The organism is Janibacter sp. RAF52 (genome assembly GCF_052114035.1).
Lineage (GTDB): Bacteria > Actinomycetota > Actinomycetes > Actinomycetales > Dermatophilaceae > Janibacter > Janibacter hoylei.
The window spans coordinates 67,728-91,802 of record NZ_JBFRDY010000004.1 but is presented as its reverse complement, the minus strand read 5'-3'; the positions used below and the strand labels follow the sequence as shown (position 1 = coordinate 91,802).

At 69.8% G+C, this 24,075-nt stretch carries 34 protein-coding genes and 1 pseudogene; 2 read left to right on the top strand and 33 right to left on the bottom strand.

All coding sequences use genetic code 11. The annotated features are described in order from the left end of the window. Window positions 1–34: 34 nt before the first annotated feature. From AB4Y78_RS07155 to infA, 6 genes are all read right to left on the bottom strand, one after another. Entirely contained in the window at window positions 35–1,069 is a 1,035-nt protein-coding gene (locus AB4Y78_RS07155) for a DNA-directed RNA polymerase subunit alpha (protein WP_007928037.1), read from the bottom strand. A 115-nt stretch (window positions 1,070–1,184) separates the two neighbouring features. Then, window positions 1,185–1,793, bottom strand: a complete 609-nt coding sequence (rpsD, locus tag AB4Y78_RS07150) for a 30S ribosomal protein S4 (protein ID WP_007928038.1) — start codon at window positions 1,791–1,793, stop codon at window positions 1,185–1,187. Between the two features lie 29 nt (window positions 1,794–1,822). Then, window positions 1,823–2,221: a 30S ribosomal protein S11 gene (rpsK, locus tag AB4Y78_RS07145; RefSeq protein ID WP_007928041.1), complete on the bottom strand. Its 399-nt coding sequence runs from the start codon at window positions 2,219–2,221 to the stop codon at window positions 1,823–1,825. A gap of 69 nt (window positions 2,222–2,290) precedes the next feature. Then, complete coding sequence (gene rpsM / locus AB4Y78_RS07140; protein WP_007928043.1) at window positions 2,291–2,662, bottom strand: 30S ribosomal protein S13; 372 nt, start codon at window positions 2,660–2,662, stop codon at window positions 2,291–2,293. Window positions 2,663–2,887: 225 nt separating this feature from the next. Next, on the bottom strand, window positions 2,888–3,001 hold the full coding sequence (rpmJ, locus tag AB4Y78_RS07135; protein WP_007928044.1) for a 50S ribosomal protein L36: 114 nt from the start codon (window positions 2,999–3,001) through the stop codon (window positions 2,888–2,890). Window positions 3,002–3,105: 104 nt separating this feature from the next. Continuing rightward, complete coding sequence (infA, locus tag AB4Y78_RS07130) at window positions 3,106–3,327, bottom strand: translation initiation factor IF-1 (protein ID WP_007928045.1); 222 nt, start codon at window positions 3,325–3,327, stop codon at window positions 3,106–3,108. A gap of 167 nt (window positions 3,328–3,494) precedes the next feature. Between infA and AB4Y78_RS07125 the strand changes: the two genes are divergently transcribed. Together AB4Y78_RS07125 and AB4Y78_RS07120 are read left to right on the top strand one after the other, a co-directional pair. Next, on the top strand, window positions 3,495–4,952 hold the full coding sequence (locus AB4Y78_RS07125; protein WP_441713571.1) for a CPBP family intramembrane glutamic endopeptidase: 1,458 nt from the start codon (window positions 3,495–3,497) through the stop codon (window positions 4,950–4,952). 114 nt (window positions 4,953–5,066) lie between these two features. Beyond that, on the top strand, window positions 5,067–6,065 hold the full coding sequence (locus AB4Y78_RS07120) for a hypothetical protein (protein ID WP_441736993.1): 999 nt from the start codon (window positions 5,067–5,069) through the stop codon (window positions 6,063–6,065). A gap of 30 nt (window positions 6,066–6,095) precedes the next feature. On the opposite strand, the gene meaB is transcribed toward AB4Y78_RS07120, so the two are convergent. The 27 genes and pseudogenes from meaB to rpsJ form a co-directional block, all read right to left on the bottom strand. Then, window positions 6,096–7,097 (bottom strand): methylmalonyl Co-A mutase-associated GTPase MeaB, encoded by a 1,002-nt coding sequence (meaB, locus tag AB4Y78_RS07115; RefSeq protein ID WP_007924749.1) that lies wholly within the window; start codon window positions 7,095–7,097, stop codon window positions 6,096–6,098. Continuing rightward, window positions 7,090–9,300 (bottom strand): methylmalonyl-CoA mutase, encoded by a 2,211-nt coding sequence (gene scpA, locus AB4Y78_RS07110; protein ID WP_259911032.1) that lies wholly within the window; start codon window positions 9,298–9,300, stop codon window positions 7,090–7,092. The genes meaB and scpA overlap by 8 nt, the downstream gene beginning before the upstream one ends. Further along, window positions 9,297–11,153 (bottom strand): methylmalonyl-CoA mutase subunit beta, encoded by a 1,857-nt coding sequence (locus AB4Y78_RS07105; RefSeq protein ID WP_040880591.1) that lies wholly within the window; start codon window positions 11,151–11,153, stop codon window positions 9,297–9,299. Before AB4Y78_RS07105 ends, scpA begins: the two co-directional genes overlap by 4 nt. A 268-nt stretch (window positions 11,154–11,421) precedes the next feature. Further along, window positions 11,422–12,270 carry a type I methionyl aminopeptidase gene (map, locus tag AB4Y78_RS07100; protein ID WP_387354886.1) on the bottom strand — a complete coding sequence of 283 codons (849 nt, stop codon included), beginning with the start codon at window positions 12,268–12,270 and terminating at the stop codon, window positions 11,422–11,424. Between the two features lie 4 nt (window positions 12,271–12,274). Continuing rightward, on the bottom strand, window positions 12,275–12,838 hold the full coding sequence (locus tag AB4Y78_RS07095; protein WP_387354884.1) for an adenylate kinase: 564 nt from the start codon (window positions 12,836–12,838) through the stop codon (window positions 12,275–12,277). Further along, window positions 12,838–14,160 carry a preprotein translocase subunit SecY gene (gene secY / locus AB4Y78_RS07090; RefSeq protein ID WP_007924727.1) on the bottom strand — a complete coding sequence of 441 codons (1,323 nt, stop codon included), beginning with the start codon at window positions 14,158–14,160 and terminating at the stop codon, window positions 12,838–12,840. The genes AB4Y78_RS07095 and secY overlap by 1 nt, the downstream gene beginning before the upstream one ends. Window positions 14,161–14,357: 197 nt before the next feature. After that, window positions 14,358–14,843 (bottom strand): 50S ribosomal protein L15, encoded by a 486-nt coding sequence (gene rplO / locus AB4Y78_RS07085; protein ID WP_007924711.1) that lies wholly within the window; start codon window positions 14,841–14,843, stop codon window positions 14,358–14,360. 2 nt (window positions 14,844–14,845) lie between these two features. After that, a complete protein-coding gene (gene rpmD, locus AB4Y78_RS07080; RefSeq protein ID WP_007924709.1) occupies window positions 14,846–15,028 on the bottom strand; it encodes a 50S ribosomal protein L30 in 183 nt (60 codons plus the stop codon). Continuing rightward, window positions 15,028–15,693: a 30S ribosomal protein S5 gene (gene rpsE, locus AB4Y78_RS07075; RefSeq protein WP_441715022.1), complete on the bottom strand. Its 666-nt coding sequence runs from the start codon at window positions 15,691–15,693 to the stop codon at window positions 15,028–15,030. The genes rpmD and rpsE overlap by 1 nt, the downstream gene beginning before the upstream one ends. 34 nt (window positions 15,694–15,727) lie before the next feature. After that, window positions 15,728–16,102 (bottom strand): 50S ribosomal protein L18, encoded by a 375-nt coding sequence (rplR, locus tag AB4Y78_RS07070; RefSeq protein ID WP_007924705.1) that lies wholly within the window; start codon window positions 16,100–16,102, stop codon window positions 15,728–15,730. Window positions 16,103–16,105: 3 nt separating this feature from the next. Then, window positions 16,106–16,642, bottom strand: a complete 537-nt coding sequence (gene rplF / locus AB4Y78_RS07065) for a 50S ribosomal protein L6 (RefSeq protein WP_007924703.1) — start codon at window positions 16,640–16,642, stop codon at window positions 16,106–16,108. 12 nt (window positions 16,643–16,654) lie between these two features. Continuing rightward, complete coding sequence (gene rpsH, locus AB4Y78_RS07060; protein ID WP_007924701.1) at window positions 16,655–17,053, bottom strand: 30S ribosomal protein S8; 399 nt, start codon at window positions 17,051–17,053, stop codon at window positions 16,655–16,657. Window positions 17,054–17,183: 130 nt separating this feature from the next. Then, window positions 17,184–17,369 carry a type Z 30S ribosomal protein S14 gene (locus AB4Y78_RS07055; RefSeq protein ID WP_007924699.1) on the bottom strand — a complete coding sequence of 62 codons (186 nt, stop codon included), beginning with the start codon at window positions 17,367–17,369 and terminating at the stop codon, window positions 17,184–17,186. 1 nt (window position 17,370) lies between these two features. Next, window positions 17,371–17,946: a 50S ribosomal protein L5 gene (gene rplE / locus AB4Y78_RS07050; RefSeq protein WP_259911019.1), complete on the bottom strand. Its 576-nt coding sequence runs from the start codon at window positions 17,944–17,946 to the stop codon at window positions 17,371–17,373. 1 nt (window position 17,947) lies between these two features. Next, window positions 17,948–18,286, bottom strand: coding sequence for a 50S ribosomal protein L24 (gene rplX / locus AB4Y78_RS07045; RefSeq protein WP_007924691.1), 339 nt, complete (start codon window positions 18,284–18,286; stop codon window positions 17,948–17,950). Between the two features lie 3 nt (window positions 18,287–18,289). Continuing rightward, entirely contained in the window at window positions 18,290–18,658 is a 369-nt protein-coding gene (rplN, locus tag AB4Y78_RS07040; RefSeq protein ID WP_007924689.1) for a 50S ribosomal protein L14, read from the bottom strand. 109 nt (window positions 18,659–18,767) lie between these two features. Continuing rightward, the gene (gene rpsQ, locus AB4Y78_RS07035) at window positions 18,768–19,058 is read right to left on the bottom strand and encodes a 30S ribosomal protein S17 (protein ID WP_321160659.1); all 291 of its coding nucleotides are present in this window, start codon (window positions 19,056–19,058) and stop codon (window positions 18,768–18,770) included. 11 nt (window positions 19,059–19,069) lie between these two features. Further along, window positions 19,070–19,282: pseudogene (gene rpmC, locus AB4Y78_RS07030) on the bottom strand (50S ribosomal protein L29); the annotation flags it as partial. After that, window positions 19,282–19,701 (bottom strand): 50S ribosomal protein L16, encoded by a 420-nt coding sequence (gene rplP, locus AB4Y78_RS07025; RefSeq protein WP_007924683.1) that lies wholly within the window; start codon window positions 19,699–19,701, stop codon window positions 19,282–19,284. The gene rplP and the pseudogene rpmC, both read right to left, overlap by 1 nt. Before the next feature lies 1 nt (window position 19,702). Further along, complete coding sequence (gene rpsC / locus AB4Y78_RS07020; RefSeq protein ID WP_128277403.1) at window positions 19,703–20,518, bottom strand: 30S ribosomal protein S3; 816 nt, start codon at window positions 20,516–20,518, stop codon at window positions 19,703–19,705. Beyond that, window positions 20,518–20,895 carry a 50S ribosomal protein L22 gene (gene rplV, locus AB4Y78_RS07015; protein ID WP_420319494.1) on the bottom strand — a complete coding sequence of 126 codons (378 nt, stop codon included), beginning with the start codon at window positions 20,893–20,895 and terminating at the stop codon, window positions 20,518–20,520. Before rplV ends, rpsC begins: the two co-directional genes overlap by 1 nt. Before the next feature lie 32 nt (window positions 20,896–20,927). Then, the gene (gene rpsS, locus AB4Y78_RS07010) at window positions 20,928–21,209 is read right to left on the bottom strand and encodes a 30S ribosomal protein S19 (protein WP_007924678.1); all 282 of its coding nucleotides are present in this window, start codon (window positions 21,207–21,209) and stop codon (window positions 20,928–20,930) included. 15 nt (window positions 21,210–21,224) lie between these two features. Further along, window positions 21,225–22,061 (bottom strand): 50S ribosomal protein L2, encoded by an 837-nt coding sequence (rplB, locus tag AB4Y78_RS07005; protein ID WP_007924676.1) that lies wholly within the window; start codon window positions 22,059–22,061, stop codon window positions 21,225–21,227. 22 nt (window positions 22,062–22,083) lie between these two features. Further along, window positions 22,084–22,401, bottom strand: a complete 318-nt coding sequence (rplW, locus tag AB4Y78_RS07000) for a 50S ribosomal protein L23 (protein WP_007924667.1) — start codon at window positions 22,399–22,401, stop codon at window positions 22,084–22,086. Then, a complete protein-coding gene (rplD, locus tag AB4Y78_RS06995; RefSeq protein ID WP_007924665.1) occupies window positions 22,398–23,051 on the bottom strand; it encodes a 50S ribosomal protein L4 in 654 nt (217 codons plus the stop codon). Before rplD ends, rplW begins: the two co-directional genes overlap by 4 nt. A gap of 1 nt (window position 23,052) precedes the next feature. After that, a complete protein-coding gene (gene rplC / locus AB4Y78_RS06990) occupies window positions 23,053–23,709 on the bottom strand; it encodes a 50S ribosomal protein L3 (RefSeq protein ID WP_265230985.1) in 657 nt (218 codons plus the stop codon). Between the two features lie 17 nt (window positions 23,710–23,726). Beyond that, on the bottom strand, window positions 23,727–24,035 hold the full coding sequence (rpsJ, locus tag AB4Y78_RS06985; protein ID WP_007924661.1) for a 30S ribosomal protein S10: 309 nt from the start codon (window positions 24,033–24,035) through the stop codon (window positions 23,727–23,729). Window positions 24,036–24,075 lie beyond the last annotated feature (40 nt).

The window sequence follows — 24,075 nt, the reverse complement described above, 5'->3', positions numbered from 1 at the left end:
CACCGCGTCAGCGGTCAGGTCGTGAGGCGGTGGGTCAGAGCTGCTCGTCCTCGGCGAACGAGGCGTCCTCGTCGCCGGACTCGTCGTAGTCGTCCTCGCCGTAGCCGGGGATGGACGTCGGGTCGAACCCGGGCGGGCTGTCCTTGAGCGCCAGGTCCATCTCGTGCAGCTTCGCCTTGACCTCGTCGATCGACTTCGCACCGAAGTTGCGGATGTCGAGCAGGTCGGCCTCGCTGCGACCGACGAGCTCACCCACGGTGTGGATGCCCTCGCGCTTGAGGCAGTTGTAGCTGCGGACCGTCAGGTCGAGGTCCTCGATGGGCAGCGCCAGGTCGGCCGCGATGGCGGCGTCGGTCGGCGACGGGCCCATGTCGATGCCCTCGGCCTCGACGTTGAGCTCACGGGCCAGGCCGAAGAGCTCGACGAGCGTCTTGCCGGCGGAGGCGAGCGCGTCGCGCGGGGTGATCGAGTTCTTGGTCTCGACGTCGACGACGAGGCGGTCGAAGTCGGTGCGCTGCTCGACACGGGTCGCCTCGACCTTGTAGGTCACGGCGAGGACCGGCGAGTAGATGGAGTCGACCGGGATCCGGCCGATCTCCTGGTCGCCCGACTTGTTCTGCTGGGCGGAGACGTAGCCACGGCCACGCTCGACCGTCAGCTCCATCTCGATGGAGCCCTTGTCGTTGAGCGTCGCGATGTGCAGGTCCGGGTTGTGGACCTCGACACCGGCCGGGGGGTTGATGTCCGCGGCGGTGACCGCGCCGGCGCCCGACTTGCGCAGGTACATCACGACCGGCTCGTCGTTCTCGCTGGAGACGACGAGGGACTTGATGTTGAGGATGATCTCGGTGACGTCCTCCTTGACCCCGGGGATCGTGGAGAACTCGTGGAGCACGCCGTCGATCCGGATCGAGGTGAGCGAGGCACCCGGGATGCTCGAGAGCAGGGTGCGACGCAGGGAGTTGCCGATGGTGTAGCCGAAGCCAGGCTCGAGGGGCTCGATGACGAACCGCGAGCGGTTGTCGGCGATGACCTCTTCGCTGAGGGTGGGGCGCTGTGCGATGAGCACGGTGATGTTCCTTCCCACGGGCGACCGCTATATGACGCCTCGTGAAGGTGTCCGGTCGTGATCCGGACGGTGGCTCCCGCATCGGTCCGCGGGAGCCACCCTCAGGTGAACTGGATCAGTTCTTGGAGTAGAGCTCGACGATGAGCTGCTCGGTGAGCGGCGTGTCGATCTGCTCGCGGGTCGGCAGCTGGTGCACGAGGATCTTCAGGCTGCCCGGGACGACGTGGAGCCACGCCGGGACGGGGCGCTCACCGAAGGTCTCGCGAGCGAGCTGGATCGGGAAGGCCTCGACGGACTGCTTGCGCACGGTGATGATGTCGTACTGCGAGACGCGGGCGCTGGGCACGTCGGTGCGCACGCCGTTGAGCTCGAAGTGACCGTGCGTGACGAGCTGACGAGCCTGACGACGCGTGCGGGCCAGGCCCGCGCGGTAGATGACGTTGTCGAGGCGCGACTCGAGGATGATCAGCAGGTTGTGACCGGTCTGACCGGGGCGGTTGGCCGCCTCCTTGTAGTACCGGACGAACTGCTTCTCCATGACGCCGTAGGTGAAGCGAGCCTTCTGCTTCTCCTGCAGCTGGGTGAGGTACTCCTTCTCCTGGATCCGGCGACGGCCGTGCTGGCCGGGCGGGAAGGGACGGAGCTCGAAGTTCTTGTCGCCGCCGACGAGGTCGAGCTTGAGGCGGCGGGACTTCTTGGTGATGGGGCCGGTGTAACGAGCCATGTCTTATCTGTCTCCCGTATCTCTGCTGCTCAGACGCGACGGCGCTTGGGCGGGCGGACACCGTTGTGCGGGCTGGGCGTGACGTCCTGGATCGCGCCGACCTCGAGGCCGGCGGCGGTCAGGGAGCGGATCGCGGTCTCGCGACCGGAGCCCGGGCCCTTGACGAAGACGTCGACCTTCTTCATGCCGTGCTCCATGGCACGACGGGCGGCGGCCTCGGCAGCCATCTGGGCGGCGTACGGGGTGGACTTGCGCGAACCCTTGAAGCCGACCTGGCCGGCGGAGGCCCAGGAGATCACGGCACCAGTGGGGTCGGTGATCGAGATGATCGTGTTGTTGAACGTGCTCTTGATGTGGGCCTGGCCCACGGCAACGTTCTTCTTGACCTTGCGGCGCACCTTGGCGCCGGAGCGGGTCTTGGGGGGCATGTTTCTCCTACGAAGTTCTTCGGTGGGTCACCGTCGACAGCCCGGAGGGCGCGGCGGTGGGGTGGTGTCTTAGGCCTTCTTCTTGCCTGCGACGGTGCGCTTCGGGCCCTTGCGGGTCCGGGCGTTGGTCTTGGTGCGCTGACCGCGGACCGGGAGACCGCGGCGGTGCCGCAGACCCTCGTAGGTGCCGATCTCGACCTTGCGGCGGATGTCGGCGGCGACCTCGCGGCGGAGGTCACCCTCGAGCTGGACGTTGGCCTCGAGGTAGTCGCGGAGGGCGACGAGCTGGGCGTCGTCGAGGTCCTTCACGCGGGTGCTCGGGTCGACGCCGGTGGCGGCGAGGGCCTTCTGTGCGGTCGTGCGTCCCACACCGAAGATGTAGGTCAGGGCGACCTCAGCGCGCTTCTCGCGCGGCAGGTCGACTCCAACAAGTCGTGCCATGTGCTGGCTTCCTTTGCAGTACTCGGAGGTCTGGTGCACCACCGGTCCGGCGGTGGGTCCCACGGATGTCCGTGGGCCGCTCGGTCCCCGGCCTCCGAGCCGGGGGTGACGTCCTGCTCCGCGAAGGGGGCAGGGGCCGGGTGGTGCGTGCATTTCAGTTGGCGTTGCTCGAGGATCCGGCGACAAGCCGAGGTCCCCGCCGTACGGAGGTCCTGGTGGACGCGATCAGCCCTGGCGCTGCTTGTGGCGCAGGTTGTCGCAGATCACCATGACCCGACCGTTGCGGCGGATCACCTTGCACTTGTCGCAGATCTTCTTGACGCTCGGCTGAACCTTCATTGCCGTCTCGCATCTTTCTCGATCTGTCCCGCCCCAGGATGTGGTGACGGGTCGTGCTCGTGGTGCTTCACTCGTCGGTCGCCGGGGGCCGGCGACCGCCTCGATCAGCGGTAACGGAAGACGATCCGGCCGCGGGTCAGGTCGTACGGGCTGAGCTCCACGACAACCTTGTCCTCGGGGAGGATCCGGATGTAGTGCTGCCGCATCTTGCCCGAGATGTGGGCGAGAACCTTGTGACCGTTGGTCAGCTCGACCCGAAACATCGCGTTCGGGAGAGCTTCGACGATCGTGCCCTCGACCTCGATGACACCGTCCTTCTTGGCCATACCCTCTCAATCCGTTGGTGGCCGCTCCCTGGGTGGAAGTGACCGTGGGTGGCACGGCGACCTGACCTCCTCGGAGACCGAGCAGGCATGACACACGTGACCGACAGTCAAGATTACGGCATCGGCCCACCCCGAGGGAAATCGCGGGCCCCACGTAGGGTCGAGCCATGACCGGCCCCAGGATCGCACTCGTCGGCCCCCCGGACCTGCCAGCGGCCGGGCACGCCCGCCGGGCGCTCGCCGCGCTCGCCCCCGACGCCCTCGTCGTATCGCTGCCCACCGGTGCCGCGCTCACCCCCGACCTCGACGGGGTGTGGGTCCTCCCGTCGCCCGGCGCGGCCCCGACCGTGCACGACACGACGCTCTCGTGGGCCCTCCACCTGGGCCTGCCCGTGGCCGGCCCCCTCGGCGGGGACGACGGCGGCGCCCGCCCCGCCACCGACTACCTCGACGCCCCCGGCACGACCTGGGCGAGCGACGCACCGACCGGTGCCGACGGGCCGGCGACGATCCGGGCGACGGGCTCCCCCTTCGCCGTGCTGTCGCTGCTCCCCCTCGCGACGGACGCCGGCGTCCACCCCGTCGCCGTCGGCCTCGTCGACGCGGCACGTCGCCGGGCCGCCTCCCGCATACCCGTGGCGACGTCGACCTCGCTCGCGCCCTTCCCCGACGACGAGCCGCGCAGCTACCTGCACCAGATGCGCACGGCCCGCTACCGCTGGTGGCGCCCGCTGCTCGCCCTCTTCGCCGGCATCGCGACGTGGGTCGTCTGCGCGATGACCCTCACCATCGCCTGGGCCGTCCTCGACCCCGCGATGCTCTCCCCGGACGGGGCGGAGGAGATCGACATGACCTCCCCCGTGGCGACGCTCTTCGGCAACCTCGTCCTCGCCTCGCTCATCCCGGCGACGCTCGTCGCCACCCGGGTCGGCCACTGGCGGCCGATGGGCAAGGTCTGGTCGATCACCGGACGGATGCGCTGGGGCTGGACCCTGCGCTGCACCCTCGTGACGACGCTCGTGTGGGGCGGCTACCTCGCCGCCGCGTGGCTGCTCTCCGGCGAGGCCTCGACGGCCCGCCCCGAGCACTGGGGCTGGTTGGTGCTCATCGCGATCTTCACGACGCCGCTGCAGGCGGCCGGCGAGGAGGTCGCCTTCCGCGGCGGCCTGCTCCAAGGGGTCGGTGCGTGGATCCGCCACCCCGCCGTCGCCCTCGTCGTCGGCACGCTGCTGTCCACCGCCCTCTTCGCGCTGGCCCACGGCTCCATGGACCCGTGGGTGCTGCTCGACCTCGGCGGCATGGCCGCGGCCTGCTGCTACCTCACCTGGCGCACCGGTGGCCTCGAGGCCGCCATCGTCCTGCACGTCGTCAACAACATGGTCATCATCATCGGGCTCACGGTGCTCGGTGGCATCCAGGACGCCTACGTCACCGAGGAGACGACGAGCACCGCGGGCACCGCCGGCCTGAGCGTCTTCGCGACCGCGATCATGACGGCGATCCTCCTGTGGCTGGCCCGCCGCTCGGGCATCGCGCCGAAGGGGGTGGGTCGCCCCGCCCTGCACCCCCGGCCGGAGCCTCGGCCGGCTGCCGACGAGACGGCTCTGGTCACCGCGGCGCGGTGACCCTATGATCCGAGCGTCCGGCACCGAGGTCTGACCCCCAGACGCTCCCTCTCGCGCCGGCACCACCTTCAGCCGGCGCGCGAGAGCCCGCCACGTCACCCCTCGGAGCCCCTCGTGCGTCGTCCCCTCATGGCCCTGTGCCTCACCGCCGTCGTCGGTCTGGCCACCGCCCCCGCCGCCCTGGCCGCACCCACCCCGGTCACCCCGCTGGCCCCGACCGTCGTCGACGAGTGCGGCGTCGGCGGCGACCGGGTCGTCATCCCGCAGGTCGACGGGGTGCGCTACCTCGCCGAGGTCGCCGGCACGACCTTCGAGCTGACTCCCGGCAGCTATGCCGGCGTCGCCTTCTGGCCCGAGGACGCGATCACCGAGGCCGAGGTCGAGGACCTGCTCCTCGGCGAGTCCGACTGGACCGCCCCCGACACCACGGCGACGATCACCGCCGAGGCCGTCGACGACGCCGTGCTCGCCGACGGCGCCACCACGAGCTTCGACGTCCGCCTGTCGTCGGCGCCCTGCACCGACGGCCCGGCGGCCGTGACGGCGAGCGCGACCTGTGGCTCGGTGACCTTCGCCAACCCCGCGGGCAACCCCGAGGCCGTCGTGCTGTGGGCCGATGCCGACACCGAGGACGACTACACCGAGCTGCCGCTGCCCCCCGGGGCCTCCGCCACGATCACGACCGACGCCGCCGAGCTCGACTGGTTCGCCGTCGACGCGGCCGATTGGGTGGACGAGCCGTGGGACGAGGAGGACTGGATGGGCGAGGGCGACTGGGCCGCACCGCTCGCGGCGGCCGACCCGGACTACGTCGCGACCGAGGAGGACCGCGAGCTCCTCGTGGAGGTCGCGGAGTTCATCGACGACCTGCTCGACGAGGGCCTCGGGGGCGGCTACCTGGAGCTGCCGAGCGACTGCCCGGCCGCGCCCGACACCGACGGCGACACCGACGGGGTCGCCCCCGAGGCACCGACCACCGCTCCCGAGGTCCCTGCCGTCGTCCAGACCGACGGCGCCGCGCTCGAGACCCCCGCACCGCTGGCGCCCGTCGGCCTCGGCCTCCTGGCCGTTGGGGGCCTCGTCGGCGTACTGCGCCGGCTGGCCCGCGCCTGACGGCAGCGGCGCCGGCCGGCGCCGCCCAGGCTACTCGCCCGGGCGCTGCGCCAGGTCGGCGCCGAAGGCCGCGATGATCCGGGCGGCCCCGTCGACGGCGCTCACCGACCCGGTGCGCACGCCCGGGGTGATCTCGGCGAGCAGCTCGCGCACGCGCGGCGAGCGACGCACGGCGTCGCGCAGCTCGGAGTCGACCATCGCCCACATCCACTCACGCTGCTGCTCGGCCCGGCGCGCGTGCAGCGAGCCCTGCGACTCGAGCCAGCGGCGGTGCTCGAGGACGGCCTCCCACACCTCGTCGAGGCCGTCGCCGGTCTGGGCGCTGCAGGTGAGGACCGGGGGGCGGCGGGCGTCGGGGTCGGAGTTCATCAGGCGCATGGCGCCGGAGAGCTCGCGGGCCGCGACCCGCGCGTCGCCGGCGTGCTCGCCGTCGGCCTTGTTGACCGCGATGACGTCAGCCATCTCGAGGATGCCGCGCTTGATGCCCTGCAGCTGGTCGCCGCCCCGGGCCAGTGCCAGGAGCAGGAAGGTGTCGACCATCTCGGCGACGGCGACCTCGGACTGACCGACGCCGACGGTCTCGACGAGCACGACGTCGAAGCCCGCGGCCTCGAGCACGAGCATCCCCTCGCGGGTCGCCCGCGCGACGCCACCGAGGTGGGCGCCCGAGGGCGAGGGTCGCACGAAGGCATCCTCGCTCGCCGTCAGCTGCGCCATCCGCGTGCGGTCACCGAGGACCGAGCCTCCGGTACGGGCGCTGCTCGGGTCGACGGCCACGACCGCGACCCGGTGGCCCCGCTCGATGAGCCGGGTCCCGAGCGCGTCGATGAAGGTCGACTTCCCGGCCCCCGGGATGCCCGAGATGCCCACGCGCATGCCCTGACCGGTGTCGGGGGCGAGCAGCGCGAGCAGCTCGCGTGCCCGCTCCCGGTGGTCCGGGCGGGAGGACTCGACGAGCGTGATCGCCCGCGCGATGTGTGCCCGGGAGCGCTCACGCACGCCCCGGGCCAGGTCGGCGACCGACTCAGGCATCGGTGCCGGCGGCCTGCTCCCGCAGGCGGTCGACGAGTCGGCCGGCTGCCTCGGCGATGACGGTGCCGGGCGGGTAGATGTCGTCGGCACCCGCCGCACGGAGCTCCTCGAAGTCCTGGTCGGGGATGACCCCGCCCACGACGATCATCAGGTCCTCGCGCCCGAGGGCGTCGAGCTCCTGACGCAGCGCCGGCACCAGGGTCAGGTGACCCGCGGCCAGCGACGACACCCCCACGACGTGCACGTCGCCCTCGACGGCCTGACGGGCCACCTCGCCGGGGGTCTGGAAGAGCGGGCCCACGTCGACGTCGAAGCCGAGGTCGGCGAAGGCGGTCGCGATGACCTTCTGGCCACGGTCGTGACCGTCCTGGCCCATCTTGGCGACGAGGATGCGGGGGCGGCGCCCTTCGGCCTGCTCGAAGTCCTCGACCTTGGCCAGGACCTCGTCCACGGCTCCGCCCTTGCCTGCCTCGTCCCGGTACACACCGGAGATCGTACGGATCTGCGCGGTGTAGCGGCCGTAGACCTCCTCCAGCGCGGAGGAGATCTCGCCGACCGTCGCCTTGGCCCGGGCCGCGTCGATCGCGAGCGCGAGCAGGTTGGTCTCCATCGAGCCGCCCTCGGCACGGGCCGCCTCGGTGAGGGCCGCGAGCGCGGCCCGGGTGGCGTCCTCGTCGCGCTCGGCGCGCAGGCGCTCGAGCTTGGCGATCTGGGAGGCGCGGACCGCCGCGTTGTCGACCTTGAGGATCTCGATGGCCTCGTCGGCGGTGCTCTCGGTGACTGGGTAGGTGTTGACGCCGATGACCGGCTGCTGGCCGGAGTCGATGCGGGCTTGGGTGCGGGCGGCCGCCTCCTCGATGCGCATCTTGGGGATGCCGGCCTCGATGGCCTTGGCCATGCCGCCGGCGGCCTCGACCTCCTCGATGTGCGCCCAGGCCCGCTGCGCCAGGTCGTGGGTCAGGCGCTCGACGTAGGCGCTGCCGCCCCACGGGTCGATGACCCGCGTCGTGCCGGACTCCTGCTGGAGCACGAGCTGGGTGTTGCGGGCGATGCGGGCGGAGAAGTCCGTCGGCAGCGCGATCGCCTCGTCGAGGGCATTGGTGTGCAGGCTCTGCGTGTGGCCCTGCGTCGAGGCCATCGCCTCGATGCACGTGCGCACGACGTTGTTGTAGACGTCCTGCGCGGTGAGGCTCCAGCCGGAGGTCTGCGAGTGGGTGCGCAGGGAGAGCGACTTGGCATTGTCCGGCGCGAAGTTCTCCTTGACCAGGCGAGCCCACAGCAGGCGAGCGGCGCGCAGCTTGGCGACCTCCATGTAGAAGTTCATGCCGATGGCCCAGAAGAAGGACAGCCGCGGCGCGAAGGAGTCGACGTCCATGCCCGCCGCCTTGCCGGCGCGGATGTACTCGATGCCGTCGGCGAGGGTGTAGCCGAGCTCGAGGTCCTGCGTCGCCCCGGCCTCCTGCATGTGGTAGCCGGAGATCGAGATCGAGTTGAAGCGCGGCATCCGCTGGCTGGTGTAGGCGAAGATGTCGGAGATGATCCGCATCGAGGGCGCCGGCGGGTAGATGTAGGTGTTGCGGACCATGAACTCCTTGAGGATGTCGTTCTGGATGGTGCCGCTCAGCTGCTCCGGGCTCACCCCCTGCTCCTCGGCCGCGACGACGTAGAGCGCGAGCACCGGCAGGACCGCGCCGTTCATCGTCATCGAGACGCTCATCCGGTCGAGCGGGATGCCGTCGAAGAGCGTGCGCATGTCGTAGATCGAGTCGATCGCGACGCCGGCCATGCCGACGTCACCGGAGACGCGCGGGTGGTCGCTGTCGTAGCCGCGGTGGGTCGCCAGGTCGAAGGCGACGGACAGGCCCTTCTGCCCGGCCGCGAGGTTGCGACGGTAGAAGGCGTTGGACTCCTCGGCCGTCGAGAAGCCGGCGTACTGGCGGATCGTCCACGGCTGGTTGACGTACATCGTCGGGTAGGGCCCGCGGAGGAAGGGCGCCGCGCCGGGCGCCGTCTCGAGGAAGTCGAGGTCGGCGGTGTCGGCCTCGGTGTAGACGGGGGCGACGGAGATCTTCTCCGGCGTCTCCCAGCCGTCGCGGGCGCCGGGGGTCGCGTCGAGCGCCTCCTGCCAGCGCGCGGCCGCGTCGTCGGAGGGTCGCCCGTCGCCGAGGTCGACGGTGTCGAAGGTGGGGATCTGCGCGCTCATGCCTGTGCTCCTGCCTGCGGTGCGCCGAGGGTGTCGAGGAGGTCGGTGAGGAAGGCGACGACGTCCATGCCGTCGCGGACCTCGCCGTCGACGGTGGTGTCGCCGACCTCGGTGGCCCTGCCGGCGACGAGGACGCGCCCCACCCCGGCCGAGCGAAGGGAGGCCACGCTCGCCTCGGCGTGGGCGGCGTAGCCCTTCGCCGAGCTGGCGACGACGGCGACGGGCGCCCCCTGCGCCGCGTCGAGTGCGGTGGACTCGTCGGCGACCTCGATGATGTGGGGCCGGATGCCGGCGACGCCGAGGAGGTTGGTGACGAAGGTCAGGCGGGCGGTGTGCTCCTTGGCCGGGCCGAGGGCGATGACCGGCACGCTGACGTCGCCGGCGGCGGTGCGCTCGCGCAGGTCCTCGAAGACCTCGCTGTCGCGGCGACGCGGCAGGCCGCCGGTCGGCTCGGTGCGCGGCGTGCGGGTCAGCAGGGTCTCCCCCGCGAGGGGGAAGGTCGAGGTGCCGGTGAGGGGCAGGGCGCGGGTCGCCAGGGCGGCATCGCGCTCGGTGCGGGTGGCAGCCAGACGCTCGGCGACCACACCCGACGCGAGTGCCGCGGCGGCGCCACCGGCGGCGTCGAGCTCGCCGAACCAGGCCCACGCCGCGCGGGCGAGCGAGTCGGTGAGCGACTCGACGTAGGCGGAGCCGCCCGCCGGGTCGGCGACCCGCGCGACATTGGACTCGGAGGCCAGCAGCGACTGCGTGTTGCGGGCGACCCGCCGCGAGAAGGCGGTCGGCAGGCCGAGCGCGTGGTCGTAGGGCAGGACGGTGACGGCGTCCGCGCCACCGGCAGCGGCCGCGAAGCAGGCGATGGTGTCGCGCAGCAGGTTGACCCACGGGTCGGTGCGGGTCTGCATCCGCCACGAGGTCACGGCGTGGACCCACGCGCCGCGGTCGGCCTCGGGGACCTCGAGCACCTCACCGACGCGGGCCCAGGTGCGGCGCAGCGCGCGCAGCTTGGCGATCGTCGTGAACTGGTCGGCGGTCGCGGCGACACGGAAGTCGATGCGGCGGAAGGCCTCGGCCGGCTCGACGCCCGCCTCGGACAGGTGGCGCACGTAGTCGAGGGCGGTCGCCAGGGCGAGGGCGATCTCGTCCTGGTCGCTCGCGCCCGCGTCGTGGTGCACGCGGGAGTCGACGGTGATGGCCCGCGCGCTCGTGAAGCGGTCGCGGCAGGTCGCGACGGCATCGGCCAGCGGCGCGAGGTCGGGGGTGCCACCGCGCACGGCGACCTGGCCGATGGGGTCGTGGCCGAGGCTGCCACGCACGGTGGCGGCGTCGACTCCCTTCGCCTCCCAGACGGAGACGAGGGCGGCGGCCGCGGTGGCCTGGTCGTCGGCCGAGCTGACGACGACGGGAGCCAGGTCGACCTGGACGTCCGCGAGCACCTCGGCCAGGTCGTCGGCCGCGACGCCGTCGGCACCGACGTGCACCCACACGGAGGTGACCCCCCGCTCGAGGTCGTCGAGGACGGCCCGCCGGCTGGTCGCGGCATCGGGGTCGTCGTGCAGCTGGCGCACGTCCCAGGGGACGTCGGGGTCACGCGGCGCACGGCCACGGGTGAAGGGCATCGCGCCCGGCAGGCCGAGGGTCTCCCCCGGCTGCGGCCAGTAGATCGGGTCGATGTCGATGCCACCGGGCAGGTGGCTCGACAGGGCCTCGCGGGCGCCGGCCGCGTCCACCTTGCGGTCGTCGGGGCGGGACTTGTTGACGACGCCGGCGGCGAGCTCGGCCCACGCGTCAGGACTCGTCGCCGGGAAGCCTGCGGCGAGCCCCATCACGTCGTCGTGTGCTGGGGGAAGGGACATCCGTGCAACTCTCCTCGTCGACCCGGTCACCGGCCCACGGGCCGATGGCATGACTGACTTCGCACCCTACCGACGCGAGGCCGGTCTCGACTGGCGTGTCCAGCGTCGCGTGGACCACATCCACGCGCTCCCTGAGGAGGCCGCCCGCGGCCATCCCCCGATCCCTGGAGGCCGCCCGCGGCCATCCCCCCGATTGCTGGAGGCCGCCCGCGGCCATCCCCCCGATCCCTGAGGAGGCCGCCCGCGGCCGTCTCGAAGGGACCTCTGCTCAGTCCAGCGGGCCGAAGGGGGCGCCCCGCGCCGTCAGCTCGGCCTCGCCGCCGTCGAGGGCGGTGAGCACCCAGATGCCGCGCTCGGTGAGCGCGACCGAGTGCTCCCAGTGGGCCGCCGGCTGGCCGTCGTCGGTGACGACGGTCCACTCGTCGTCGAGGACGTGGTTGGCCTGGTCGCCCAGGGTGACCATCGGCTCGATGGCCAGGGTGGACCCGACGGGGGTCTGCGGCGTGCGGCCGCGCACGCGGTAGTTGGGGACATTGGGTGGCAGGTGCATGTGCTCACCGATGCCGTGGCCGGTGTAGTCCTCGACGATGCCGTAGTCGACACCGTCGGCCCGGGCGTCGGAGCGGATCGAGTCCTCGACGCCACCGCCGATGTCGTTGAGGTCGCCACCGGGGCGGAAGGCCGCGATGCCGGCCCACAGCGAGCGGCGGGTCACCTCGGACAGCCGAGCCGCCGCGGGGTCACCGGCGTCGTCACCGCCCACGACGATGGTGATGGCGCTGTCGCCGTTCCACCCCTCGACCTCGGCGCCGCAGTCGATGCTCAGCAGGTCACCCTCTCGCAGGACGCGCTCCCCCGGGATGCCGTGGACGATCTCGTCCCCGACGGAGGTGCACAGCGTGTGCGAGTAGCCCGGCACGAGCTGGAAGTTGGGGACCCCGCCCCCGCTGCGGATGAAGTCCTCCGCGAGGGCATCCAGGTGCGCGGTCGTCACACCGGCGCGCGCCTCGGCGCGCAGCATCTCGAGGGTCCGGGCAACGAGAAGGCCCGCCACGCGCATCGCCCGGAGCTGGTCCGGGGTGCGCGGGCGGACCCGCTCGCGGCCGAAGAGGGCCAAGTGCTCAGGCCCCGAGCGCGGCGACGATCCGCTCGGCGACCTCGTCGACCTCGCCCTCGCCGTCGACGGTCACGAGGAGACCGCGCTCCGCGTATGCGTCGGACAGCGGCTTGGTCTCGCGGTGGTAGAGGGCCATCCGCTCACGGATGACCTCCTCGGTGTCGTCGGCGCGGCCCTCGAGCTCGGCCCGCTTGAGCAGGCGCTGGACGACGACCTCGTCGTCGACGACGAGCTCGAGCACCTTGTCGACCGAGTGGTCGCCCTTGGCGAGCATCGCGTCGAGGGCGGTGACCTGCGCGGTCGTGCGCGGGTAGCCGTCGAGGAGGAAGCCACCTGCGGCGTCGTCCTCGGCCAGGCGCGCCTCGACGATCGCATTGGTGATGTCGTCGGAGACGTAGCCGCCGGACGCGAGGATCTCCTTGACCTGGAGACCGAGCTCGGTCTCGTTCTTGATGTTGGCCCGGAAGATGTCACCCGTGGAGATGGCAGGGATGCCGTAGTGCTCGGCGATCTGGGTGGCCTGGGTGCCCTTGCCGGCCCCGGGGGGGCCCAAGATGATGAGACGCATCAGCGGAGGAATCCTTCGTAGTGGCGTTGCTGGAGCTGGGACTCGATCTGCTTCACCGTCTCCAGACCGACGCCCACCATGATGAGGATAGACGCACCGCCGAAGGGGAAGTCCTGGTTGGCCCCGATCCACACGAAGGCGACGAGCGGGATCAACGAGATCAGAGCGAGGTAGATGGCTCCCGGCACGGTGATGCGGGTGAGCACGTACTGGAGGTACTCGGCCGTGGGTCGCCCGGCGCGGATACCGGGGATGAATCCCCCGTACTTCTTCATGTTGTCGGCCACCTCGGTCGGGTTGAAGGTGATCGAGACGTAGAAGAAGGTGAAGAAGAGGATCATCGCCGTGAAGACCGCCATGTAGATGGGGTGGTCTCCACGCACGAGGTAGGTGTTGATCCAGTCGACCCACCCGGGGTTGTTGCCCGCCGGGTCGGACTGGAACTGGGCGATCATCTGCGGCAGCGCGAGCATCGAGCTGGCGAAGATGATCGGGATGACGTTGGCCATGTTGACCTTGATCGGGATGTACGTCGACGTGCCGCCGTACATCTGGCGCCCGACCATCTTCTTGGCGTACTGCACCGGGATCCGGCGCTGGCTCTGCTCGACGAAGACGACGGCGGCGATGATGACGAAGCCGATCGCGATGACGAGGAAGAAGAGGTCCCAGCGGCCGTCGCGCTGCTGGATCGCCCAGAGCGAGCTGGGGAAGGTCGCGGTGATCGAGGTGAAGATCAGCAGGGACATGCCGTTGCCGACGCCCTTGTCCGTGACGAGCTCACCGAGCCACATGATCAGGCCGGTGCCGGCCGTCATCGTCAGGACCATGAGGACGATGGAAAACATCGAGTCGCGGTAGAGGATCGGCCCGCACTCGGCGTTGTTGAAGAGGGCCGCGGGGTTGCGGGCGAAGGTGATGAAGGTGGCCGACTGGAGCACGGCGAGGGCGATGGTCAGGTACCGGGTGTACTGCGTCATCTTCGCCTGGCCCTGCTGCCCCTCCTTCTTCAGCGCCTCGAAGCGGGGGATGACGACGGTGAGCAGCTGCACGATGATGCTCGCCGTGATGTACGGCATGATCCCCAGCGCGAAGATCGACAGCTGCAGGAGCGCGCCACCGCTGAAGAGGTTGGCCATCCCGAGGAAGTTGTTGCCCGCGTCCTGGCGTGCACCGGCGATGCAGTCCTGGACCGCCGTGTAGTTGACGTTCGGGGTCGGCACGTGGGAACCGAGGCGGAAGAGCACGATGATGCCCAGCGTGAAGAGCAGCTTGCGCCGCAGGTCGGGCGTCTTGAATGCCCGGGTGAAGACGGAGAGCACGTGGGTTCCTCCAGGACGGTGCCGTGGGTGCAGATGTGAGCTGCGGGCGGTGACCGCCGGCGGCGGCACAACCTGTCAGACGATACCTGCCGTGTGCAGGTGGTCGCGAGGCGACCACCTGCGGGCGGGTCCGGCCCCGCAGACGCGTCGAGGCCGCCCCGGTGACGGGACGGCCTCGACTGCAGGACCGAAGGGGGTCAGCGCGCGGTGATGCTGCCGCCGGCCGCCTCGATCTTCTCCTTGGCGCTCGCGGAGAAGGCGTCGACCGTGAGGTCGACCTTCACCGTGATCTCGCCGGAGCCAAGCACCTTGACGGGGTGGCCGTCGCGGACGGCTCCCTTCGCCACGAGCTCGTCGACCCCGATGCTGCCACCCTCCGGGAAGAGGGAGGCGATGCGGTCGAGGTTGACGACCTGGTAGTCGACCTTGAAGGGGTTCTTGAAGCCGCGGAGCTTGGGCAGACGCATGTGCAGCGGCGTCTGACCGCCCTCGAAGCGCTCCGGCACCTGGTACCGGGCCTTCGTGCCCTTGGTACCGCGACCGGCGGTCTTGCCCTTGGAGCCCTCACCGCGACCCACACGGGTCTTCGCGGTCTTGGCGCCGGGGGCCGGACGCAGGTGGTGCACCTTGAGGGCGTGGGTCGAGCCCTGCTCCTCGTTGGGGGTGGCCTTGGAGTCAGCCATGATCAGTCAACCTCCTCGACGGTCACCAGGTGGCGAACCGTCTGGACCATGCCACGGATCTCCGGGCGGTCCTCCTTGACGACGACGTCGCCGATGCGCTTCAGACCGAGGCTGCGCAGCGTGTCCCGCTGGTTCTGCTTGCCACCGATCTCGGAACGGGTCTGGGTCACCTTGAGTCGAGCCATCACGCACCCGCCTTTGCCTTCTCGGCGGCCTCGGCGCGACCAGCGGCCTGGGCGCGCAGCATGGCTGCCGGGGCGACCTCGTCCAGGGGCAGACCGCGGCGAGCCGCGACGGCCTCCGGACGCTCGAGGCCCTTGAGGGCCTCGACTGCCGCGTGGACGATGTTGATCGCGTTGTCCGAGCCGAGGCTCTTGGACAGCACGTCGTGGATGCCGGCGCACTCGAGGACGGCGCGCACCGGACCACCGGCGATGACACCGGTACCCGGGGAGGCCGGACGGAGCATGACGACGCCGGCAGCGGCCTCACCCTGGATGGGGTGCGGGATCGTGCCCTGGATGCGCGGGACGGTGAAGAAGTTCTTCTTCGCCTCCTCGACACCCTTGGCGATCGCGGCCGGGACCTCCTTGGCCTTGCCGTAGCCGACACCGACGGTGCCGTCACCGTCACCGACGACGACCAGGGCGGTGAAGCTGAAGCGACGACCACCCTTGACGACCTTGGCGACACGGTTGATGGTCACGACACGCTCGAGGAACTGGCTCTCGTTGCGGTCGCGGCCACCGTCACGACGGTCACGGCCACCACCGCGGTTGTCGCGACGGTCGTTGTTGGAGCGCTCGTTGGTGCCTGCGGCACCGGCGCCTCGACGCTGGGGTCCGGGCATCAGATGTTCCTCTTCTCGACGTTCAGGGTCTGCATCACAGCGTCAGACCCCCTTCGCGCGCGCCGTCCGCGATGGCGGCGACGCGGCCGTGGTACCGGTTGCCGCCGCGGTCGAAGACGACCGCGTCGACGCCGGTGGCCTTGGCACGCTCGGCGACGAGCTGACCGACCTTCTTGGCCCGGTCGGTCTTGTCACCCTCGAGGGCACGCACGTCGGCCTCCATGGTCGACGCGGACGCGACGGTCTTGCCGACCGTGTCGTCGACGACCTGGACGAAGACGTGGCGGCTGCTGCGGCTGACGACCAGACGGGGCCGCAGCGCGGTCCCGTTGACCTTCTTGCGCAGGCGCAGGTGGCGACGGCCGCGCGCGGCGCTCTTGCCCTTGGCACGCTTGATGATCTTGGCCATGGCTTACTTACCAGCCTTTCCGACCTTGCGACGGATGTGCTCGCCCTCGTACCGGACACCCTTGCCCTTGTACGGGTCGGGACGGCGGAGCTTGCGGATGTTGGCAGCCGTCTCGCCGACGAGCTGCTTGTCGATGCCCTGGACGCTGAAGCGCGTGGGGTTCTCGACGTTGAAGCTGATCCCCTCGGGGGCCTCGACGGTGATCGGGTGGCTGTAGCCGAGCGCGAACTCGAGCGAACCGCCCTTGTTCTGCACGCGGTAACCCGTGCCGTGGATCTCGAGCTTCTTCTCGTAGCCCTCGGTGACACCGACGACCATGTTGTTGATGAGGCTGCGGGTCAGGCCGTGCAGCGAGCGCGACTCGCGCTCGTCGTCCGGGCGCGCGACCTCGATGCCGTTGTCGGTCTGGGAGACCGTGATCGGCTCGGTCACGTTGATCTGCAGCTCGCCCTTGGGGCCCTTGACCTTGACGGTCTGGCCCTCGATGGCGATGTCGACACCGCTGGGGATGGCGACCGGGAGTCGTCCGATTCGCGACATGTCTGCTTCCCCTTACCAGACGTAGGCGAGGACTTCCCCGCCCACACCCTTGGTTGCGGCCTGCTTGTCGGTGAGGAGGCCGGAGGACGTGGAGATGATCGCCACGCCCAGGCCGCCGAGCACCTTCGGCAGGTTGGTGGACTTCGCGTAGACGCGCAGACCGGGCTTGGACACCCGGCGCACGCCCGCGATGGAACGCTCACGGTTGGGGCCGTACTTGAGGTTGATCGTCAGCGTCTTGCCGACGGTCGCCTCCTCGACGGTCCAGCCCGCGATGAAACCCTCCGCCTGGAGGATCTCCGCGATGTGCGACTTGAGCTTGGAGTACGGCATGGAGACCTCGTCGTGGTGCGCCGAGTTGGCGTTCCGGACGCGGGTCAGCATGTCCGCAATCGGGTCGGTCATGGTCATGGGCTCTGCCTGCCCTCTCTCATCGCGGTTTCCCTCCTGGAGCGGAGCGACCTTCGATGTAGAACGGTTCGTGGGGTTGGTGCGACGGGTGTCGCAGCGGGGTCCTGCCGGCGGCCGGACCCCCGGTGGGTCACCAGCTGGACTTCGTCACGCCGGGGAGCTCGCCGCGGTGCGCCATCTCACGCAGGCACACACGGCACAGGCCGAACTTGCGGTAGACCGAGTGGGGCCGGCCGCAGCGCTGGCACCGCGTGTAGCCGCGGACCTTGAACTTCGGCTTCTTGTTCGCCTTGTTGATCAGGGCGGTCTTCGCCATGTCAGTTCTCCTTGAAGGGGAAGCCCAGCTGCTTGAGCAGCGCGCGGCCCTCGTCGTCGTTCGTCGCAGTGGTGACCACGGTGATGTCCATACCGCGGACGCGATCGATCTTGTCCTGGTCGATCTCGTGGAACATCGACTGCTCGGTCAGACCGAAGGTGTAGTTGCCGTTGCCGTCGAACTGCTTCGGGCTCAGGCCACGGAAGTCACGGATGCGGGGCAGCGCGACCGCGGTGAGGCGGTCGAGGAACTCCCACATGCGCGCACCGCGCAGGGTGACGTGGCAACCGATCGGCATGCCCTCGCGCAGCTTGAACTGCGCGATGGACTTGCGGGCCTTGGTGACCTGCGGCTTCTGACCGGTGATGGCGGTCAGGTCGCGGATCGCGCCCTCGATCAGCTTGCTGTCCTTCGCGGCGTCGCCGACGCCCATGTTGACGACGACCTTGACGACGCGGGGAACCTGCATCGCGTTGCCGTACCCGAACTGCTCCTGCAGCGCGGGGACGACCTTGTCGGCGTAGGTGGCCTTCAGACGCGGGGCCTCGACGGCCGGGGTCTCGATGGTGTCAGTCATCTCAGAGGTCCTTGCCCGAGCGACCCGCGACGCGGGTGCGGCTCGCCTTGGTGCGACCGTCGCGCTCGACGGTCTCGACGCGGGTCTTGATGCGGGTCGGCTTGTTGTCCTCGGGGTCGACGATCGCCACGTTGCTCACGTGGATCGGCGCCTCGGAGACGACCAGGCCACCGGCCTGACCGCCGAAGCCGGCCTTGGTGTGGCGGGTGACCCGCTGGACACCCTCGACCACGACGCGCTGCGTCTCGGTGTTGACCGAGATGACCTTGCCCTGCAGGCCCTTGTCCTTGCCGGACAGGACCTGGACGAGGTCGCCCTTCTTGATCTTGAGCTTTGCCATGGATCAGATCACCTCCGGTGCGAGCGAGACGATCTTCATGAACTTCTTGTCGCGCAGCTCGCGACCGACCGGGCCGAAGATGCGCGTCCCGCGCGGCTCGCCGTCGGCCTTGAGGATGACGGCGGCGTTTTCGTCGAACTTGATGTAGGACCCGTCGTTACGACGACGCTCCTTGGTGGTGCGGACGATGACGGCCTTGACGACATCGCCCTTCTTGACGTTGCCACCCGGGATGGCGTCCTTGACGGTGGCGACGATGGTGTCGCCGATGCCGGCATACCGGCGGCCGGAGCCACCGAGCACACGGATGCACAGGATCTCCTTGGCACCGGTGTTGTCGGCGACGCGCAGTCGCGACTCCTGCTGGATCACTTCTCACTCCTGTCGTCGTGCTGGTTCTCGCCGTGGCGAGCCTGGCCGAACTGATGTGGTCTTCGTCCGGGCGAAGGGGGCTGGTGCCCCCTTCGCGACCGGGGTGGCCTTACTTGGCCTTCTCGAGGATCTCGACGATGCGCCAGCGCTTGCTGGACGACAGCGGACGGGTCTCCATGATGAGGACCAGGTCGCCGATACCGGCGCTGTTGTCCTCGTCGTGCGCCTTGACCTTGGAGGTCTTGCGCATGACCTTGCCGTAGAGGGCGTGCTTGACGCGGTCCTCGACCTCGACGACGACGGTCTTGTCCATCTTGTCGCTGACGACGTAGCCGCGGCGCGTCTTGCGGTCGTTGCGCTCGGAGGTGGTCACAGTCTCTTCCTTCACGTTCTCGCTCACTTGGACTCACCGATCCCGAGCTCGCGCTCGCGCATCTCGGTGTAGATCCGGGCGATGTCCTTGCGGACCGCACGCAGGCGGCCGTGGCTCTCGAGCTGGCCGGTGGCCGACTGGAAGCGGAGGTTGAACAGCTCCTCCTTGGCCTTGCGCAGCTCGTCGACCAGACGGTCGTCGGTCAGCTCACGCAGCTCGACCGGGGTCAGGTCCTTGGATCCGACTGCCATCAGTTGCCACCACCCTCACGCACGACGAAGCGGCACTTCATCGGCAGCTTGTGCATCGCCAGGCGCATGGCCTCGCGAGCGGTCTCCTCGTCCACGCCGGAGATCTCGAACATGATCCGGCCGGGCTTGACGTTGGCGACCCACCACTCGGGCGAGCCCTTACCGGAACCCATGCGGGTCTCAGCCGGCTTCTTGGTGAGCGGACGGTCCGGGTAGATGTTGATCCAGACCTTGCCGCCACGCTTCATGTAGCGCGTCATGGCGATACGCGCGGCCTCGATCTGACGGTTGGTCACGTAGGCCGGCGCGAGCGCCTGGAGGCCGTAGTCACCGAAGGCGACGGTGGTGCCGCCCTTCGCCATGCCGGAGCGCTTGGGGTGGTGCTGCTTGCGGTGCTTGACCCGTCGGGGGATCAACATCTCAGGACTCTCCCTCGGTCTTGGCCGGCGCCTCGGCGGCGGGAGCCTCAGCGGGGGCGGCCTGGGCCTGGCCCTCGTTGCGGTCGCCGCGACGGGCGCGGGCGGGACGGTCGTCGCGGTCGCGACGCGGGCCACGACCACGCGGAGCAGCGGTCGCCTGCTGGGCCGCGAACTCCTTCTCGGTCATGTCGCCCTTGTAGATCCAGACCTTGACGCCGATGCGACCGAAGGTCGTGCGGGCCTCGTAGAAGCCGTAGTCGATGTTCGCGCGGAGGGTGTGCAGCGGCACGCGACCCTCGCGGTAGAACTCGGAGCGCGACATCTCGGCACCACCGAGGCGGCCGGAGCACTGGATCCGGATGCCCTTGGCGCCGGCGCGAAGGGAGGACTGCATGCCCTTGCGCATGGCGCGACGGAAGGTGACGCGAGCAGCGAGCTGCTCGGCGATGCCCTGGGCGACGAGCTGGGCCTCCACCTCGGGGTTCTTGACCTCGAGGATGTTCAGCTGGACCTGCTTGCCCGTGAGCTTCTCGAGCTCACCGCGGATGCGGTCGGCCTCGGCGCCACGGCGACCGATGACGATGCCCGGACGCGCGGTGTGGATGTCCACACGGACGCGGTCGCGGGTGCGCTCGATCTCGACGCGGGCGATGCCGGCGCGCTCCATGCCCGTGGACATGAGCTTGCGGATCGCGACGTCTTCCTTGACGTAGTCGCGGTAGCGCTGACCCTCCTTGTTGGAGTCGGCGAACCAGCGGCTCTTGTGGTCGGTGGTGATGCCCAGACGGAAGCCGTGCGGGTTGATCTTCTGACCCATCAGCGGGTCCCTCCCTTCGCGGCCTTCTCAGGCTTGCTCGTCACGAGGACGGTGATGTGGCTGGTGCGCTTGTTGATCCGGCCGGCGCGGCCCTGGGCCCGCGGACGGAAACGCTTCATCGTCGGGCCCTCGTCGACGAAGGCGGAGGAGATGACGAGGTTGCGCTCGTCGAAGGGCTCCCCAGCCTCGTCGGCCTTGACGCGCAGGTTGGCGATGGCGCTGTTGAGGACCTTGAGGGTCGGCTCGGCAGCACCCTGGGGCGCGAACTGCAGGGTCGCGATCGCGGTCTGCGTGTCCTTGCCGCGGATCATGTCGACGACACGACGCGCCTTCTGCGGGGTGACGCGGACGTGGCGCGCGGAGGCGCGGGCGAACAGCGCCTCCTGCTCGGTGGTCTCGGTGGCAGGCATCAGCGACGACGTCCCTTCTTGTCGTCCTTCACGTGACCGCGGAAGGTGCGGGTCGGTGCGAACTCGCCGAGCTTGTGGCCGACCATCGCCTCGGTGACGAACACCGGGACGTGCTTGCGGCCGTCGTGCACGGCGAAGGTGTGGCCGAGCATGTCCGGCGAGATCACCGAACGGCGCGACCAGGTCTTGATGACGTTCTTGGTGCCCGCTTCGTTCTGGACGTCGACCTTCTTCTGAAGGTGGTCGTCGATGAAGGGGCCCTTCTTCAAACTACGAGGCATGTCCAAAGGCTCCTATCAGCGCTTCTTGCCGGTGCGGCGGCGACGGACGATGAGCTTGTCGCTCGCCTTGCCGGGACGCCGGGTACGGCCCTCGGGCTTGCCCCAGGGCGAGACGGGGTGACGGCCACCGGAGGTCCGGCCCTCGCCACCACCGTGCGGGTGGTCGACCGGGTTCATGACGACACCACGGACGGTCGGGCGCTTGCCCTTCCACCGCATGCGGCCGGCCTTGCCCCAGTTGATGTTCGACTGCTCGGCGTTGCCGACCTCACCGACGGTGGCGCGGCAGCGCACGTCGACGCGACGGACCTCACCGGAGGGCATGCGCAGCGTGGCGTACGGCCCCTCCTTGGCGAGCAGCTGGATGCTGGCACCCGCGGAGCGGGCCAGCTTGGCGCCGCCGCCGGGACGAAGCTCCACCGCGTGGATCGTCGTACCGTTCGGGATGTTGCGCAGCGGCAGGTTGTTGCCCACCTTGATGTCGGCGGACGGGCCGTTTTCGATGACGGTGCCCTGCGCGAGCTTGTTCGGCGCCAGGATGTAGCGCTTCTCGCCGTCGGCGTAGTGCAGCAGCGCGATGCGGGCGGTGCGGTTGGGGTCGTACTCGATGTGAGCGACCTTCGCCGGGATGCCGTCCTTGTCGTGGCGACGGAAGTCGATGACGCGGTAGGCGCGCTTGTGGCCACCACCGATGTGACGGGTGGTGATGCGACCGGTGGAGTTGCGGCCACCGGACTTGGTCAGCGGGCGGACCAGCGACTTCTCGGGCGTGGAGCGCGTGACCTCGACGAAGTCGGCGACGGAGCTGCCGCGACGACCCGGGGTGGTCGGCTTGTACTTACGGATTCCCATGGATTCTTCCTTGTCCTCTCCGTCAGCCCTGGCCGCCGAAGATGTCGATCGTGCCCTCGCGGAGGGTGACGATCGCGCGCTTCGTGTCCTTGCGCTTACCGGTGCCGAACCGCGTGCGTCGGGCCTTGCCGACACGGTTCATCGTGTGCACGGAGTCGACCTTGACGTCGAAGATCTGCTCGACGGCGATCTTGATCTCGGTCTTGTTGGCCCGCGGGTCGACGATGAAGGTGTACTTCCCCTCGTCGAGCAGGCCGTACGACTTCTCCGACACGACGGGACGGATCAGGATGTCGCGCGGGTCCTTGAGCTGGGACGCATTCGAGATGGACTCAGTCACTTGGACGCCTCCTCTGCAGTCTTGGGCGCGGGGCCGGCGAGGAAGGCCTCGAGAGCCGCCTGGGTGAAGACGATGTCGTCGGCGCACAGCACGTCGTACGTGTTGAGCTGGTCGGCCGCGAGGACGTGGACGTCGGCGAGGTTGCGCACGGACTTCCACGCGGACTCGTTGCCGCGCTCGATGACGACGAGCAGGTTCTTGCGCTCGCTCAGGCCACCGAGGACGGAGGCGACGGACTTCGTCGAGGGGGTGTCGCCCTCGACGAGCGCGCTGAGCACGTGGATGCGGCCGTGACGCGCCCGGTCGGAGAGGGCACCGCGCAGGGCGGCGGCCTTCATCTTCTTGGGGGTGCGCTGACCGTAGTCACGCGGCTGCGGGCCGTGGACGGTGCCACCGCCGGCGAACTGCGGCGCACGGGTCGAGCCCTGACGGGCGCGGCCGGTGCCCTTCTGGCGGTACGGCTTGCGGCCACCACCGCGCACGTCGGCGCGGGTCTTGGTCGCGTGCGTGCCCTGGCGCGCGGCGGCGAGCTGGGCGACGACGACCTGGTGGATCAGCGGGACGTTGACCGCCACGTCGAAGATCTCGGCGGGCAGCTCGACGGTACCGGTGGCGGCACCCTGCGGGCTGATGATGTCGATGGTCGGCACGTCAGGCTCCCTTCACCGCGGTGCGGACGAGGACGACGCCGCCGCGGGGGCCGGGGACGGCGCCCTTGACGAGCAGCAGGCCCTTCTCGGCGTCCACGGCGTGGATCGTGAGGTTCTGGGTGGTCTGGCGCACGCCGCCCATGCGGCCGGCCATGCGCATGCCCTTGAAGACACGACCCGGGGTGGCGCAGCCACCGATCGAGCCGGGCTTGCGGTGGTTGCGGTGGGCACCGTGGGAGGCGCTGACACCGGCGAAGCCGTGACGCTTCATGACACCGGCGAAGCCCTTGCCCTTGGTGGTGCCGGTGACGTCGATGGACTGGCCGTTCTCGAACAGCTCGACGGTCACCTCCTGGCCGAGGGTGTACTCGGAGGCGTCCGCGGTGCGGAGCTCGACGAGGTGGCGACGCGGGGTGGCACCGGCCTTGGCGAAGTGGCCGCTCTTGGGCTGGTTGACCTTGCGGGGGTCGATGGCGCCGTAGGCGATCTGGACGGCGTCGTAGCCGTCGGTCTCGACGTTGCGGACCTGGGTCACGACGCACGGGCCGGCCTGGATGACGGTGACCGGGACGAGACGGTTCTCCTCGTCCCAGACCTGCGTCATGCCGAGCTTCTCGCCGAGCACGCCCTTGACGGTCTTGGTGGCAGTGGTGGTCATTTCTCGTCTCTCCCGGATCAGAGCTTGATCTCGATGTTGACGTCAGCCGGGAGGTCGAGGCGCATCAGCGAGTCGACGGCCTTGGGCGTCGGGTCGATGATGTCGATGAGGCGCTTGTGGGTGCGCATCTCGAAGTGCTCGCGGCTGTCCTTGTACTTGTGCGGCGAACGGATGACGCAGAACACGTTCTTCTCCGTCGGCAGCGGGACGGGGCCCACCACCGTTGCGCCGGCACGGGTCACGGTGTCGACGATCTTTCGCGCCGAGTTGTCGATGACCTCGTGGTCATACGACTTCAACCGGATGCGGATCTTCTGTCCCGCCATCTGTGTGTCCGTCTCTCTCTCGCCGTCTTGCCTGGTCTCT

Excerpts from the sequence above, each read along its gene's own strand:
- rpsM (WP_007928043.1), bottom strand. The coding sequence starts at position 2,662 with ATGGCACGACTTGTTGGAGTCGACCTGCCGCGCGAGAAGCGCGCTGAG.
- rpsD (WP_007928038.1), bottom strand. The coding sequence starts at position 1,793 with ATGGCTCGTTACACCGGCCCCATCACCAAGAAGTCCCGCCGCCTCAAG.
- meaB (WP_007924749.1), bottom strand. The coding sequence starts at position 7,097 with ATGCCTGAGTCGGTCGCCGACCTGGCCCGGGGCGTGCGTGAGCGCTCC.
- AB4Y78_RS07095 (WP_387354884.1), bottom strand. The coding sequence starts at position 12,838 with ATGCGTCTCATCATCTTGGGCCCCCCCGGGGCCGGCAAGGGCACCCAG.
- rplF (WP_007924703.1), bottom strand. The coding sequence starts at position 16,642 with ATGTCGCGAATCGGACGACTCCCGGTCGCCATCCCCAGCGGTGTCGAC.
- rpsJ (WP_007924661.1), bottom strand. The coding sequence starts at position 24,035 with ATGGCGGGACAGAAGATCCGCATCCGGTTGAAGTCGTATGACCACGAG.
- AB4Y78_RS07125 (WP_441713571.1), top strand. The coding sequence starts at position 3,495 with ATGACCGGCCCCAGGATCGCACTCGTCGGCCCCCCGGACCTGCCAGCG.
- rpmD (WP_007924709.1), bottom strand. The coding sequence starts at position 15,028 with ATGGCTCGACTCAAGGTGACCCAGACCCGTTCCGAGATCGGTGGCAAG.
- rpsK (WP_007928041.1), bottom strand. The coding sequence starts at position 2,221 with ATGCCCCCCAAGACCCGCTCCGGCGCCAAGGTGCGCCGCAAGGTCAAG.
- rplP (WP_007924683.1), bottom strand. The coding sequence starts at position 19,701 with ATGTTGATCCCCCGACGGGTCAAGCACCGCAAGCAGCACCACCCCAAG.
- rpsH (WP_007924701.1), bottom strand. The coding sequence starts at position 17,053 with ATGACCATGACCGACCCGATTGCGGACATGCTGACCCGCGTCCGGAAC.
- rplB (WP_007924676.1), bottom strand. The coding sequence starts at position 22,061 with ATGGGAATCCGTAAGTACAAGCCGACCACCCCGGGTCGTCGCGGCAGC.
- AB4Y78_RS07105 (WP_040880591.1), bottom strand. The coding sequence starts at position 11,153 with ATGTCCCTTCCCCCAGCACACGACGACGTGATGGGGCTCGCCGCAGGC.
- scpA (WP_259911032.1), bottom strand. The coding sequence starts at position 9,300 with ATGAGCGCGCAGATCCCCACCTTCGACACCGTCGACCTCGGCGACGGG.
- infA (WP_007928045.1), bottom strand. The coding sequence starts at position 3,327 with ATGGCCAAGAAGGACGGTGTCATCGAGGTCGAGGGCACGATCGTCGAA.
- rplE (WP_259911019.1), bottom strand. The coding sequence starts at position 17,946 with ATGACTGACACCATCGAGACCCCGGCCGTCGAGGCCCCGCGTCTGAAG.
- rpsC (WP_128277403.1), bottom strand. The coding sequence starts at position 20,518 with ATGGGTCAGAAGATCAACCCGCACGGCTTCCGTCTGGGCATCACCACC.
- rplX (WP_007924691.1), bottom strand. The coding sequence starts at position 18,286 with ATGGCAAAGCTCAAGATCAAGAAGGGCGACCTCGTCCAGGTCCTGTCC.
- rplO (WP_007924711.1), bottom strand. The coding sequence starts at position 14,843 with ATGGCTGACTCCAAGGCCACCCCCAACGAGGAGCAGGGCTCGACCCAC.
- AB4Y78_RS07055 (WP_007924699.1), bottom strand. The coding sequence starts at position 17,369 with ATGGCGAAGACCGCCCTGATCAACAAGGCGAACAAGAAGCCGAAGTTC.
- rpsS (WP_007924678.1), bottom strand. The coding sequence starts at position 21,209 with ATGCCTCGTAGTTTGAAGAAGGGCCCCTTCATCGACGACCACCTTCAG.
- rpmJ (WP_007928044.1), bottom strand. The coding sequence starts at position 3,001 with ATGAAGGTTCAGCCGAGCGTCAAGAAGATCTGCGACAAGTGCAAGGTG.
- rpsE (WP_441715022.1), bottom strand. The coding sequence starts at position 15,693 with ATGCCCGGACCCCAGCGTCGAGGCGCCGGTGCCGCAGGCACCAACGAG.
- rplR (WP_007924705.1), bottom strand. The coding sequence starts at position 16,102 with ATGGCCAAGATCATCAAGCGTGCCAAGGGCAAGAGCGCCGCGCGCGGC.
- rplC (WP_265230985.1), bottom strand. The coding sequence starts at position 23,709 with ATGACCACCACTGCCACCAAGACCGTCAAGGGCGTGCTCGGCGAGAAG.